Origin of the sequence: Streptomyces sp. NPDC052036, from assembly GCF_040680495.1 — a bacterium.
Taxonomy (GTDB): domain Bacteria; phylum Actinomycetota; class Actinomycetes; order Streptomycetales; family Streptomycetaceae; genus Streptomyces.
Window position 1 is genome coordinate 155,826 of record NZ_JBFAWW010000017.1, and the last position, 13,862, is coordinate 169,687.

A 13,862-nucleotide genomic window follows, 5' to 3' on the forward strand; every position below is an offset into this window, starting at 1 on the left:
CGGTCATCCGAACCGGCCGGGCCGCCCCGCGGCCCTGGTCCTCACCCGCACGGAGTTCCCCAGTGGACATCACCACGAGCTTCGACCCCGAGGCACTCGCACTCCCCTTCTACGACGACGAACACCGCCGCTTCGCCGAGGAGATCGGCGTCTGGTGCGACGGCCACGGCCCGCTCTGGGAGGCCGTGCGCCGGATGGACCCGGACGAGGCCGGGCGCCGCCTGGTCGGCCTGCTCGGCGAGGACGGCTGGCTCGCCCCGCTCGACCCCGAGGCCGCACCGCACCGTCTGCCCGGGGATCTGCGTGCCCTGTGCCTGGGCCGGGAGGCGCTCGCCTACGCCGAGGACCTCGCCGACTTCGCCTACTCCATCCAGTCGCTGTCCGCCACGCCGATCATCCGGTTCGGCGACGCCGAACAGCACAAGCGCTATCTGCCCGGCATGGCCGACGGCTCGCTCATCGGCGCCTTCGCCGTCTCCGAGAAGGAGGCCGGCTCGGACCTCGCGGCGGTGGGACTCAGCGCCCGGCGTGTCGAGGGTGGCGGCTACGTCCTCAACGGCGGCAAGGCGTGGATCGCGCACGCCACCATCGCCGACCTGTTCGTCGTCATCGCCCGCACCGGGGACGGCCCGGGCCCCCTCGGCCTCACGGCCTTCCTGGTGCCCGCCGACACCCCCGGCGTACGGGTGAGCGAACGGCTGGAGGCCATCGCGCCCCGCTCCTTCGGCCATCTGTCCTTCGAGGACTGCCAGGTGCCCGCCGAGGCCGTGCTCGGCCGGCCGGGCCGCGGCTTCGTCATCGCCGCCGACCTGCTCGACCGGTTCCGGATGACCGTCGGTGCCGCCGCCGTCGGCTTCGCCCGCCGGGCCGCTGACGCCGCGCTGGCCCACACCCGCAACCGGGGCGCCTACGGCGGCACGCTCTTCGACCTCCAGCTGGTGAAGGGCTCGCTCGCCGACATGGAGGTCAAGATCAACGCCGCCGAGCTGCTCGTCGCGCGCGCGGCCTGGGACTGCGACCGCGGCAACCGCGGCTACGCCCGCCACTCCCATATCGCCAAGGTCCATGCCACGGAGGCGGCCCAGGACGTCGTCGACGCGGCCGTGCAGCTCTTCGGCGCCGCCGGAGTGGTCAGAAGCGGCCTGCCCGAACGCCTCTACCGGCAGATCCGTTCACTGCGCATCTACGAGGGCGCCACCGACGTGCTGCGCCTGGCCATCGCCGACGCCCTGGACGTACGGCGCGCCGCCCTCGCCGGATGACGGCCCGTCGCCCCGGGCCCGCCACCGGATCCCGTCCACCCGCAAGGAGCACCAGCTCGACCACCCCGACCCGCACAGCGGCCCATCCGGCCCGCGTCCGCCGGGCCGGGGGACGTTCCCCCTTCGAGGAGCAGCACTGATGTCGGACCTGCCCCGCCTGTGGCTGCGGCACGAGAGCCGCCCCACCGAACGCCGAGCGCCGCTGGTGCCCCGCGACGCCGCGCGCCTGGTGAGCCAGGGCGTACCGATCACCGTGGAGGAGTCGCCGCAGCGCGTCTTCCCGCTCGCCGAGTACGTCCGCGCGGGCTGCGCCACCGCACCGGCCGGCAGCTGGACCCGGGCCCCCGAGGACCATCACGTCCTGGGGCTGAAGGAGTTACCCCCGCTGCCGGGCCCGCTGCGGCATCGGCATGTGTACTTCGGCCACGCCTACAAGGGCCAGCGGGGTGCCCGGGAGCTGCTCGGCCGGTTCACGTCGGGCGGCGGCGCGCTGCTCGACCTGGAGTACCTCACGGACGACGACGGGCGGCGCCTCGCGGCCTTCGGCTACTGGGCCGGCTACCTGGGTGCGGCACTGGCGGTCCTGCACCGGCGCGGCGCCCTGCGGACACCGCTGCGCTCCCTGGACCGTACCGAACTGGACACCCTGTTACGGGAGGGCTGCGGCGGCGGAACGGCTCTGGTCATCGGCGCCCTGGGCCGCAGCGGCCGGGGAGCGTGCGACGCGCTGGAGACCGCCGGGATCGAACCGGTCCGCTGGGACCTGGCGGAGACCCGCGCGCTGGACCGGGAGGCCCTGCTCGACCACGACATCCTGGTCAACACCGTGCTGGTGACCCGCCCGGTGCGGCCGTTCCTCACCCCCGAGGACCTCGACGCGCCGGGGCGGCGCCTGTCCGTCGTCGTCGACGTGACCTGTGACGTCGGCTCCGACTGCAACGTCCTGCCGGTCTACGACGCGGTCACGGACTGGACGCATCCGGTACGGCGGCTGCGCGAGGGCGAACGCCCGCTGGACCTCATCGCCCTCGACAACCTGCCCTCCCTGCTGCCCGCCGAGGCCAGCCGGTCCTTCTCCGCCGAACTGTGGCCCCAGCTGCCGGGACTCGGCGCGGACTCCTCGCCCTGGTCCCGCTGTCTGCGGCTGTTCGGCGAGGCGGTGGCCCGGGAAGCGGCCGGTGCCGACGGAGAGGAGGGCGTCCGTGTCCGGTGACCGGATCGTGCCCGCGAGCGGAGTCGTCCACTGGATCGGCACCGGGCTGTCCACCGGCCGCAGCGGCCTGGGACTGCTGTGCGAACGCGCCGAGCGGCTGCTGCTGTGGGACCGTACCGCCGAACGCGCCGACCGTCGGCTCGCGGCCCTCGGGCTCACCGGCCGCGCCGAGGCCCGCGCCCTGCGACCGGGCGCCCTGGAGGCCCATGTGCGCCCCGGCGACGTGGTCGTCTCCATGCTGCCCGCGACCGAGCACCCGGCGCTGCTCCGGCTCGCCGTCGACCGGGGGGCCCACTTCGCCTGCACCAGCTACACCTCCGAGGCGCTCGACGAGCAGGCGGCCGTGGCGGCCGGGGTCGGCCTGGCCGTCCTGACCGAGGCCGGGCTCGACCCCGGCATCGACCACCTGATGAGCCATCTGCTGGTCGAGCGGGCCCGCGAGGAGGTCGGTGACCGGGCGGCGTCCGTCACCTTCACCTCGTACTGCGGCGGCATCCCCGCCGAACCCAACGACTTCCGCTACCGGTTCAGCTGGGCGCCCTACGGCGTCCTGGCCGCGCTCCGCTCGCCCGCGCACCACATCGACGGCGGTCGGCGGCGCACCGTCCGCCACCCCTGGGAGGCCACCCGCACCGTGGTCCTCGGCGGGGAGCCGTTCGAGGTCTACCCGAACCGGGACAGCCTGCCGTTCGTCGCCCAGTACCGCGTTCCCGACGGCTGGCACCTGGACACCTTCGTCCGGGGCACCCTGCGCAACGCCGGCTGGCGCGCGGCCTGGACCGAGGTCTTCGAGACCGTCCTGACCGACGACGAGACCCGGATCCGCTCCCTGGCCAAAGAACTGGCCGGCCGCTACCCGACCACGGAGGCCGACCGGGACCGCGTGGTCCTCTCCGTCGACCTGACCGTCGAGGACACGCACGGCGCCACCCTGTGGCAGGGATCCCAGCTGCTGGACCTCACGGGCGACGAGACCGAGAGCGCGATGGCCCTCTGTGTCGCGCTTCCGCTCGCCCATGGTGTGACCCGCATCCTCGACGGCGTCCTGCCGGCCGGTCTGAACCGTGCGGCCGAGGACCCCGACGAGGCCGCCCGCTGGCTGCGTTTCCTCGCGGCCCACGGCGTGCCCACGACGTACACCCAGACCCCGCCCACCGGCCCGGGAGTCGAACCATGACCTCCGTGGCCCGCCCGCACGCAGCCCTCGGCATCGCGTCGCCGAGCCCCCGCCGAGCGGTGGCGGCCGCTCGGCGGGGGCTCGGCGGTCCGCCGGGCATCGCACGTGAACCCCTTCACACCATCGAGCGCGGCGACCCGCCCCAAGGAGAGATCCCACATGGCTCATGAGCCCACTCGCTCCGGCCCGACGCACTACCGCTGCCTGGGAGTCGGCGTAGGCCCGGCCAACCTGAGTCTCGCGTCCCTGCTCCACGGCCGGACGGACGTGCCCAATCTGTTCCTGGACCGGAAGGAGTCCTTCAGCTGGCACGACGGTCAGCAGCTGCCCGGAAACACCTTGCAGGTCTCCCTGTTCAAGGACCTGGTGACGCTGGCCGACCCCCGCAACCCGTTCTCGTTCCTGTCCTACCTCCACGACAACGGCCGCCTGTACCACTTCCTCAACGCCCAGTTCGACGCCGTGCCGCGGGTCGAGTTCCGCAACTACCTGGCGTGGGCCAGCCGTTGCAACAAGAACATCGTCTTCGGCGAGGCCGTCCGGGAGGTCAGCTTCGACGGGGTGTTCACGGTCCGCACGGACCGCCGTACCGTCACCGCGGACAACGTGGTCGTCGGCGTGGGCAGCGAGCCCTGGGTCCCGCCGCAGGTCCAAGGCGCCCTGGGGCCCACCCAGTTCCACATCAGCGGGTACCTCAACCAGGCCAAGAACCTGGGCGGCAAGCGCGTCGTGGTGATCGGCGGCGGACAGTCCGGCGCCGAGGCCTTCCTCGACATGATCTCCCAGCCCAGCAAGGACCTCCCGCGCCGGGTCTCGTGGATCTCCCGTCGGGGCAACTACTTCCCGATCGACGACTCGCCCTTCACCAACGACTACTACATGCCCTCGCACGCCGAGTACTTCTTCAGTCTCGACCGCGACAGCCGGCAGGCGTTCAACGACCGGCACGTCCTCACCAGCGACGGCATCTCCGAGAGCACCCTGCGCGACATCTACCAGCGCGCCTATATGCACCGGTTCGTCGAGGGCAACGTCGACCTGGTGGGCCTGTACCCCAACCGCGATGTGACCGACGTGTCCACCGGCCTGTACGGCGGATGGCAGGTGACCGCACGCCACAACGACGACCGCGAGGCCGTGGAACTGTTCGAGGCGGACGTCGTGATCTGGGCGACCGGCTTCCGGCCGACCCGGATGGACTTCCTCGACCCCGTCGCCGACCGGCTGGAGCGCGACGGCGACGAACTGCGCATCGACGAGGACTACGCCGTCCACTGGGACGGGCCGGACGACCGCCGGATCTTCGTGCAGAACGCGGCACGTGGTCAGCGCGGCCTCGCCGACCCCAACCTGAGCCTGAACGCCTGGCGCAGCCAGCGCATCGCGGACCGGCTCGGCAAGGTGTCCAGCAACGATCAACTGCCGTCGTTCATCGAGTGGTCGACCAAGATGGGCGCCCGGGCCGGGAGGGACACATGAGCCCGACGCAGAGCACACCGATCGCCGTGATCGGTGCCGGAGTGATCGGCTGCCTGATCGCGCACGAGGTGCTGGCCGCCGACCCCGGCGCGGAGGTGACGGTCCTGGACCGCGACCTGGTGGGCTCCGGCGCGTCCCGCCGCTCCGCGGGCCTGCACTTCCCCCGCGGCGCCGCCCCGTCGGTGCGGGCGATGGCCGCCGAGAGCCAGCGCTACTACGCCCAGCTCCTCGCCCAGCGGCCCGAGCTGCCGATCCATCCGCTCGCGATGACCGTCGTCGCGCCCCAGTCGGCCGCGCCGCGGCTCGACGAGGTGTACCTGCCCGAGGCGAACCTGCGGCGCGTGGACAAGGTGCCGTCGGCGGACGTCAGCCTGCCGGCGGGCGTGGCGGCCTGGGCAGGGGACGGCTGCCAGTACGCGGACGTGGAGGCCCTCACCCAGGCCCTCGCCGCCGAACTGCGCCCGCGCGCGGAGTTCCGTGAGGGAGTGACGGTGACCGGCCTTCAGCCGGACGCGCACGGCGTCCGGCTGACGCTGAGCACCGGCGACGTGCTCACCGCACGACAGGCGGTACTGGCTCCGGGGCCGTGGCTCGCCCACCCCGCCTGGCGCGACCTCGTGGCGCCGCTCGGGGCGCGGGTGAAGAAGATCGTGGCGCTGCACATCGAGGACGCCCCCTCCGACGACGACGGCGCGATCGTCTTCCACGACGAGGACGCGTTCCTGCTGCCGTACCGGCAGCGCGGCCACTGGCTGTTCAGCTACACCTGCGCGGAGTGGGACGTGGACCCCGACACCGTCGACCCCGGTCTCACCTCCGCCAACCGGGCGGAGGCCGTGGAGGTGCTGGCCGGCTACGCACCCCGGCTGGCCGACCGGATCCGGTCCGGACGGGTCTTCTGCGATGCCTACAACCCGGGCGGCGGCCCGCTGGTGCGCACGCTCACCGAGGACGGGCGCCTGGTCTTCGCGGGTGCCGCCGGAGGCTCCGGTTACCGCCTCGCCCCGGCCATCGCCGCGGAGAGCGTCCGCCTGCTGTCCAAGCACGCCGCCTGACCCACGCCTTCGCGAAGCCTTCCCGGTTCTCGAAAGCCCTCCCGGGCGTCTTCCGAATGGCCTTGCCGAGCCCTCGGAACGTCCTCCCGAAAGGAACGGACATGATCTTCAGTCGCTACGACGCTCGTGCCCTCCACGACGCGTTCGGTATCCGCATGAGCAGCATCGAGGGGCTCGGCGTGGGGGCCGGCTGGGGGCGGGTGGCCCCGGGGCAGGCCTCCACCGGCCATCAGCACGACGAGACCGAGTTCTTCGTCATCGTCGCGGGCCGGGGCGAGTTCGTCGTGGACGGCCGCAGGCACCCCGCCGAGCCGGGCACGCTGGCCCTCTTCGAACCCTTCGAGACCCACGTCCTGGAGAACACCGGCGACACCGACCTGATCTTCGTCACCCAGTACTGGCGTGACCCGGGTCGCGCCCTGCAGTCCGCCGACAACGAGGAGCGCCGCGCCTTCGGCGACCGCCCGGTGTTCGTCTTCTCCACGCCGCCCACCCCCAACGGCGACCTCCACCTCGGCCATCTGTCCGGCCCCTACCTCGGGGCCGACGCCTTCGTCCGCTTCCAGCGCATGAACGGCACCGAGGCCTGGCACCTCACCGGCAGCGACGACTACCAGAGCTATGTGGTGGGCGCCGCCCGCCAGGAGGGCCGGGAGCCCGCCGAGACCGCGGCCCACTACAGCGCCGAGATCGCCCGCACCCTCGACCTGATGGACATCCGGCCCGACCAGTACACCGTGACCGACGCGGAGCCCGGCTACCGGGACGGCCTGCGTGACTTCTTCTCCCGTGTGGTCGCATCCGGCTGGGCCACCGTCACCGAGAAGGACGCCCTCTTCGACGCCGAGAGCGGACAGTACCTCTACGAGGTCGACGTCAAGGGCGGCTGCCCCGGCTGCGGTTCGGGCACCAGCGGCAACATCTGCGAGGAGTGCGGCGAGCCCAACACCGTGGTGGACCTGGCCGAGCCCCGCTCCGCCGCCTCCGCCGCCGAGCCGCGGCGCGCCCCGCTGGCGCGCTACTCGCTGCCGCTGCATGTGTTCCGCGAGGAGGTCGCCGCCCACCACAGCCTCGGCCGCGTCCCGGCCCGGCTGCGCGAACTCGGCGACCGGCTCTTCGCCCGCCCCGCCATGGACATCCCCCTCACCCACCCCTCCTCATGGGGTGTCGCGCCCACGGAGACGGACGTCGACGGGCAGGTCATCTGGGTCTGGCCCGAGATGTCCTACGGCTTCCTGCACGGCATCCAGTCCCTGGGCGTGCGTCTGGGCCGCGACTGGAAGGCCGCCGAGCCCGGCCAGGACTGGAAGATCGTCCACTTCTTCGGCTACGACAACAGCTTCTACCACTCCGTGCTCTACCCGGTGCTCTACCGGCTGGCCCACCCCGACTGGGAGCCGGACATCGACTACCACGTCAACGAGTTCTATCTGCTGGAGGGCAGCAAGTTCTCGACGAGCCGGCGCCACGCCGTCTGGGGCAAGGAGGTCCTGACCCCCGACTCCGTCGACGCCGTGCGCTACTTCCTCTCCCGTACCCGGCCCGAGGGCGAGCGCACCAACTTCCGCCGCGCGGACTACGCCCGGACGCTCGACGAGACCCTGATCGGCACCTGGCAGCGCTGGCTGCACGACCTCGGCGCGCGGATCGCCAAGCACTACGACGGCAAGGCCCCCGACGCCGGCAACTGGACGCCGGAGCACTCCGCGTTCCTCGCCCGGCTCGGCGCCCGCCTCGCCGCCGTCGGCGGCAGCCTGCGCGCGGACGGCTTCTCGCTCAACCAGGCCGCGGCCGAACTCGACGGGCTGGTCGCCGACACGGTCCGCTTCTCCGCACTGGAGTCGCTCACCGCCCAGAGCGCCGGCTGGCAGAACGAGGCCCGTACCGCCATCGCGCTGGAACTGGCCGCAGCCCGGCTGCTCGCCCACATCGCCACGCCCGTGATGCCCCGCTTCGCCGGCCGGCTCGCCGCGGCGCTCGGTCTGCCGGAGCCCACCACCTGGCCGGAAACGGTGCAACTGGTCGCTCCGGGCACGGAGATCCGGCTCGCCGAGACCGTGTTCTTCAAGTCGGCCGACGTGACCGGCACGGGCATCCGGCCGGCCGGGGAGACGCCGGGGGAGGGGGACCGGTGACGGACGACACGCTGGGCCGCATCGTCTCCGCCGAACCGGGGGACGGGCACATTCGCGTCGCCAGCCTGCTGGGCACCCAGACCCTCCCCCTGCGGGAGCTGTACCGGCGCTCCGGCCGGGTGGCCCGCTGGCTGCTGGAGCAGGGGATCCGCCCCGGTGACCGGATCGGGATCCTCGCGGCCAACAGTCTGGAATGGGTCCTGCTGGACCTGGCGGCGCTGCGGCTGAAGGCCGAGACCGCCGGATTCGAGCCGGGCAAGTTCGCACCGACCACCGACCTGGTGGACCGCTACGGCATCCGCCTGCTGTTCACCGACCGGCCCGTCCAGGCGCCCGGTACGGTCCCGATCAGCGAGGTGGCCCAGCTGTCGCAGCGGGCGGACCTGGACGGGGCGCCGCTGCCGCCGGTGACCTGGGGCCCGAAGGACGTCACCACCGTCAAGTTCACCTCCGGCAGCACCGGTGAGCCCAAGGGACTCGGCGCCACCGCGGGCAGCATCGACAGCTCGCTGCGCGCGGTGCAGGAGATCTTCGAACACGGCCCGGGCGACGACCTGTTCGTGTTCCTGCCGCTCTCCCTCCTCCAGCAGCGCTACTGGGTCTACTCGGCTCTGCTGCACGGCCACGACATCACGGTCAGCACCTACGAGGCCGCGTTCGCCGCACTGCGCCGGGTGCGCCCGACCGTGGTGATGGGTGTCCCGGCCTTCTACGAAACCGCCAAGCGGCAGATCCAGGCCAGGATGCGCCGCGGCGACGGCCAGACCGCGGGGCAGGCGGCACGGTCGGTCTTCGGCGACCGCATCCGCTATCTGTGGACCGGATCGGCGCCCGCGGCCTCCGGCATGCTGAGTTTCTTCACCGAGGCGGGGCTGCCCATCTACGAGGGCTACGGGCTCAACGAGACCTGCATCGTCACCAAGAACCACCCCAAGGCCCACCGCGACGGCAGCGTCGGCAAGGTGCTGCCGGGCAAGGAGGTGCTGATCGGTGAGGACGGTGTGGTCACGGTCCGCAGCGAGCACCCGGTGAACGACCACTACGCCTACGGCCGGCCGGGCGACTCCGAGCGGGTGTTCGGCCCGGACGGCACCGTCCGCACCGGCGACCTCGGCTACGTCGACGAGGACGGATTCCTCTTCATCCGCGGCCGGGCCGACGACGTGATCGTCCTGGACAACGGCAAGAAGGTGATCGTCCGGCCGATCGAGGAGGACATGAAGGCCGACCCGGCCATCGCCGAGTGCGTCCTGTTCTGCCCCGGCCAGACCGAGCTGGTGGCCGTGGTCTCCCCGGCGACCGAGCCCGCCGACGAGAAGGCGATAGCCGCCCGTCTCGCCCACACCAACGCCTCGCGCGCCGCCGACGAGCGGATCGGCCGCGCGATCGTCGCCGACCCCCCGTTCTCCATCGACAACGGCCTGCTCACCTCGCAGTACAAGCCGAAGCGAGGACGGATCCTCGACGTCTACCACGACGCCGTCCACGACCCCGAGGAGGGAATCCATGCTGTCTGAGTCCACACAGTCCGAGATGGAGGGCGCGGCCCGCGAGCAGCTGGCCGCCGTACTGACCCACGACACCGCGCCGACGGCGCTCGATCTGGACGCCGACATGGCCGGTTCCTACGCCCTGACGTCCTTGAACAAGGTCCTTTTCCTGACGGAGCTGTGCGAGGCTACCGGCGTCGACCTCGGCCATTTCACCGAGGACGACCTCGACGGGATGCGAACCCTGCGCGACGTCGTGGAAGCACTGGCCCGATACTCGACCGAGGGATCCTGACCTATGACCTGGGCCCAGAAGGCGGCTGCCGTCCTGGAGAACGACCATGTACGCCTGCACCCGGTGACGGAGGCCGACCGCGAGGGAATCCGGGCGGTCGCCATGGACCCGGACATCTGGCGGTACTTCGTCTCCCGGGTGGAGAACGAGGCCGACTTCAAGGTGTTCTTCGACACCTGCCTCGCCGACCAGGCGGCCGGCCGCCGGATCGTGTTCGTCGTCACCGACAAGTCCTCCGGCCGGATCGCCGGCAGCATGTCCTACGGCAACCTCGCCGAGGCGGACGCCCGGCTGGAGATCGGCTGGTCCTGGCTGGGCCGCGACTTCCGCGGTCAGGGCGTCAACCGGTGGGTGAAGTACCTGCTCCTGGAGCATGCCTTCGAGCAACTGGGCGCCGAAAGGGTCGAGTTCAAGACGGACGTGCTCAACGAGCAGGCACGACGAGGGCTGCGCAACATCGGGGCGACCGAGGAAGGCGTCCTCAGGAGTTTCAACTACATGCCCGGCGGGCGCCGTCGGGACGCCGTCTTCTACAGCGTCCTGCGCGCCGAATGGCCTCGAGTGAAGGAACACCTCACCACCGCAGGGGTGTGACGATGGGGGAACGCACATGATCGACGGCCTGTTGCTCCGCAAGTTCCTGCGCGTCCACGCACGCCAGATCGGCTACCGTTCGGCCGCGACCGGATACGCCGCGCTGGTCGACCAGACCGGACACGAGTACGCCCGGCTGTCCGGTGCGGAGCTGGTCAGCGCGGTGCACGGCTCGTACACCGGTTGGATGGGCGGACGCCGGGCGGTCGGGGTCCTGGGCCGTCTCGGGCGACGGAAGCCCCACGCGGCGGCCCGGACCCTCACCCTGGTGACACCGCATCTGTTCCGGTGGCTCGTCGGCCCGATCCGGCGCACGGGCCCGACCGAACTGGTGGTGCAGCGGTGCAGGTTCCTCGTCGAGACCTCGCCGGAGATCTGTCTGCGTGTCTGCAAGGGTCCCACGGAGAGCTTCTTCACCGACACCCTCAACATGCCCACGACGCTCACCCCCGACCTGCGACGGTCCACGTGCCGCGTCTCCTTCACCCCGGCTGCGCGCCGGGCCCGGTGACCCGTACCCCGCCGGCCCCACCGGCGGGGTACGGCGGGTGAACAGGCGTAGGCCGCCGCCTAGGAGCGGCGCGGCTGCCGGGCGGGGGCGGTGTCATCCGTGTGCGGGGTGGACGGGATCATGGGGGTATGCCTGACACTTCCCGACGCGGTCTTCTCGCCGTCCTCATGGCCTCGGCCGCGTCCGCGCCGCTCGCCGGGCTGGCCGCGGGCCCGGCGCGCGCCGCCGGCCCGGCCGCCACCGTGCAGCCCTTCCCCGCTCCGGCGGGCCTGAGCTCCGCGCGTTCCTCGGTGACCCTGTCCCCGCTGGACGCCTCCTACTTCACCCCGGTGACGCTCGGCACCTCGCTCACCACCACGGTGCTGCCCGGGACCCCGGCCCGCACCGAGGTCACCTCCGCCGGCCGGCGCGTCGCCCTGCTGACCCACGGCGCCCGTACCGTCGTCGTGCCCGGTCCGCAGCGCACCTTCGCCGAGAACAAGCGGCCCTTCGTGGACGACTTCCGGCGCACCCTGCCCGATGTGTCCCTGCCCGTCGCGGACCGGCAGTACTGGGGGACCTCTCCCGGCGGCGGAGGCTGGTCCACCCTCGGGCCCGCGGACACCGACTACGCGGTCGTCCCGGGGGCCGGCGTGATCAGCCTGACCACCGACTTCGCCAGCCGCCATGCCACCCTCAGGGACGACGACATCACGGATGTCGATGCACGGTGCGTGGGCCGCTTGGACAAGGTGCCCACCGGCCAGGCGTGTTCGTTCGCCCTGTCCTTCGGCTACCAGGACACCCACAACAACTACCGCGCCCGGTTGTCCTTCCTGACCACCGGCGCCGTCGAACTGCGGGTGGAGAAGGAGGTGTCCGACACCGTCACCCAGCTGGCCTCGTCCCTGACCCTCGCCAGCGGCGTGCCCGCGGGCACCGACTGGACGATACGGGTACGCCGTGAAGGCTCCCGCATCCAGGCGAAGGCCTGGCGCGCGGGCTCGGCCGAGCCGTCCGCATGGTCCGTCGACGTCACCGACGCCACCTTCGCCAAGGGCCGGGTGGGCCTGCGCGCCCTGGCCAACAACGGCTGCACCAACCTGCCCGTCAAGCTCTCCGTGAGCAACTTCGAGGTGGCCGCCGCGAACTGGGAGGCGCCGCCGACCGTCACCCACGGCGACTGGGTGCGCGTCCTTCCCCAGCCGTTCGACGGCACCTGGAGCGACGGACTGGAGCAGACGATCCGCGCCTGGGCCGGCTCGACGGCTCCGGACGTCCTCGCGCATGCCGCGATGTTCCTCGGCGGCGCGCCCGCCGTGACGGCCGGTTCGGGACCCGCGCAGGGCAAGCAGGTGCTGGGCGAGGCGGGTTACGGCTACCTCGATCCACAGGGCTACCGCTACGAGGGCGCCGACTTCCATGAGTACATGAACGTGGGCTGGACCTTCGACGACGGCGTCCACACCGGGCCGTCGAGCAAACAGGTGGGGAATCTGGACTGCTCCGGCTACACCCGCATGGTGTACGGCTACCACATGGGCGTGCCCATGGCCGCGGGGCAGGACACCTCCAAGACGAGGCTGCCGCGCAAGTCCCGCGACATGGCCGACTACGCGCCCGGGGTGCGCATCGACCGGACCGACGGCACCAACCCGCCCGCCGCCGCCCTGCTCCAGCCCGGCGACCTGGTGCTGTTCAACGCCGACTCCGGTGACGACAACCCGACCGTCACCGTCGACCACGTGGGCATCTGTCTGGGACAGGACGCGACGGGCAAGCGCCGCTTCCTGTCCAGCCGCAAGACGGTCAACGGGCCCACGATGGCCGACCTCGGCGGCGCCTCGGTGCTGGACGGCACGGGTACGTACGCCGAGAAGCTGCACACCGTGCACCGCATCTGACACCGGCCGGCGCCGGGGGAGTCGACGCGTACGGCGACTCCCCCGGAGCCGGCGGACCTGATCAGGAGGGCTTCACCGCCGACACCGCGGTCACGGTCACCTTGTTGTCGCATTCGGTGAACTCGCCGTCCGCCAGGGCCACCTGGTGCGCTCCGGCCCCCGGCACACCCACCACCAGGGTCGGGTACACCACGGGCTTCGCTCCCGACATGCAGTAGCCGTCGCTCTCGCCCTGGACCTGGACGAAGGTCAGCTTCGCCCATGCCCTGCCGCCCGGCGCCAGTCGCACCGGCGAGGCGGTGCCCGTGCGGGCCACCGACAGCGGGACATTGTGCTGCGGGGAGCCGTTGCCCGCTCCCGCCACGGTCGGATGGCCCTGGAGGACGCAGGGCCGTCCGGATGCATTGGTGAATCCGACGATCACCGCTCCGGTCCCCGTCCCCGCCGGACGACGGGCGGCCGGGTACACGGCCGCGTCGAGGGCGCTCGCCGTACATGCCTCGGCCGGGCTGCCCGACGCCCTGACCACCGGGGAGGCGCCGACCGCGGGCGCCGACGGGGCGGCCGTACCGGAGGCCTTCGAGGGCGCGGTGTCCGTCGGGTCGGAGGACGCTGCCGTATGCGACGGCCCCGAGGGCACGCCCGACGCCGACCCGGCGGCCTCCGGCCCGCCACCCGGCCGGCACGCGGTCACCAACAGCGCGGCGGCGACCGCGGCCGTGGCCAGTGCGACACCGCGGTGGGTTTTCCTGTACGACATGACATCCC

At 72.3% G+C, this 13,862-nt stretch carries 12 protein-coding genes; 11 read left to right on the forward strand and 1 reads right to left on the reverse strand.

The genetic code is table 11. From position 1 onward, the window contains the following. The first annotated feature begins 62 nt into the window (after positions 1-62). The 11 genes from AB0L95_RS23755 to AB0L95_RS23805 all read left to right on the forward strand — a co-directional run bounded on the left by AB0L95_RS23755 (position 63) and on the right by AB0L95_RS23805 (position 13,094). Entirely contained in the window at positions 63-1,262 is a 1,200-nt protein-coding gene (locus AB0L95_RS23755; protein ID WP_365164162.1) for an acyl-CoA dehydrogenase family protein, read from the forward strand. Positions 1,263-1,401: 139 nt separating this feature from the next. Beyond that, positions 1,402-2,475: a saccharopine dehydrogenase gene (locus tag AB0L95_RS23760; protein WP_365164164.1), complete on the forward strand. Its 1,074-nt coding sequence runs from the start codon at positions 1,402-1,404 to the stop codon at positions 2,473-2,475. Further along, positions 2,465-3,652 (forward strand): saccharopine dehydrogenase C-terminal domain-containing protein, encoded by a 1,188-nt coding sequence (locus tag AB0L95_RS23765; protein WP_365164165.1) that lies wholly within the window; start codon positions 2,465-2,467, stop codon positions 3,650-3,652. Before AB0L95_RS23760 ends, AB0L95_RS23765 begins: the two co-directional genes overlap by 11 nt. 159 nt (positions 3,653-3,811) lie before the next feature. Continuing rightward, positions 3,812-5,131, forward strand: a complete 1,320-nt coding sequence (locus AB0L95_RS23770; protein ID WP_365164166.1) for a SidA/IucD/PvdA family monooxygenase — start codon at positions 3,812-3,814, stop codon at positions 5,129-5,131. After that, positions 5,128-6,186 carry an FAD-dependent oxidoreductase gene (locus AB0L95_RS23775; protein WP_365164167.1) on the forward strand — a complete coding sequence of 353 codons (1,059 nt, stop codon included), beginning with the start codon at positions 5,128-5,130 and terminating at the stop codon, positions 6,184-6,186. Before AB0L95_RS23770 ends, AB0L95_RS23775 begins: the two co-directional genes overlap by 4 nt. A 101-nt stretch (positions 6,187-6,287) precedes the next feature. Beyond that, positions 6,288-8,321, forward strand: coding sequence for a class I tRNA ligase family protein (locus AB0L95_RS23780; RefSeq protein ID WP_365164168.1), 2,034 nt, complete (start codon positions 6,288-6,290; stop codon positions 8,319-8,321). Then, a complete protein-coding gene (locus tag AB0L95_RS23785; protein WP_365164169.1) occupies positions 8,318-9,838 on the forward strand; it encodes an AMP-binding protein in 1,521 nt (506 codons plus the stop codon). Before AB0L95_RS23780 ends, AB0L95_RS23785 begins: the two co-directional genes overlap by 4 nt. Then, positions 9,828-10,106, forward strand: coding sequence for an acyl carrier protein (locus AB0L95_RS23790; protein WP_365164170.1), 279 nt, complete (start codon positions 9,828-9,830; stop codon positions 10,104-10,106). The genes AB0L95_RS23785 and AB0L95_RS23790 overlap by 11 nt, the downstream gene beginning before the upstream one ends. 3 nt (positions 10,107-10,109) lie before the next feature. Further along, on the forward strand, positions 10,110-10,700 hold the full coding sequence (locus AB0L95_RS23795) for a GNAT family N-acetyltransferase (RefSeq protein WP_365164172.1): 591 nt from the start codon (positions 10,110-10,112) through the stop codon (positions 10,698-10,700). A gap of 16 nt (positions 10,701-10,716) precedes the next feature. Then, positions 10,717-11,211 (forward strand): beta-carotene isomerase domain-containing protein, encoded by a 495-nt coding sequence (locus AB0L95_RS23800; RefSeq protein ID WP_365164175.1) that lies wholly within the window; start codon positions 10,717-10,719, stop codon positions 11,209-11,211. 128 nt (positions 11,212-11,339) lie between these two features. Beyond that, positions 11,340-13,094 carry a hypothetical protein gene (locus tag AB0L95_RS23805; protein WP_365164177.1) on the forward strand — a complete coding sequence of 585 codons (1,755 nt, stop codon included), beginning with the start codon at positions 11,340-11,342 and terminating at the stop codon, positions 13,092-13,094. Between the two features lie 61 nt (positions 13,095-13,155). Here the strand turns inward: AB0L95_RS23805 and AB0L95_RS23810 are convergent, their stop codons facing one another. Then, positions 13,156-13,854, reverse strand: a complete 699-nt coding sequence (locus tag AB0L95_RS23810) for a DUF4232 domain-containing protein (RefSeq protein ID WP_365164178.1) — start codon at positions 13,852-13,854, stop codon at positions 13,156-13,158. Positions 13,855-13,862: the final 8 nt, after the last annotated feature.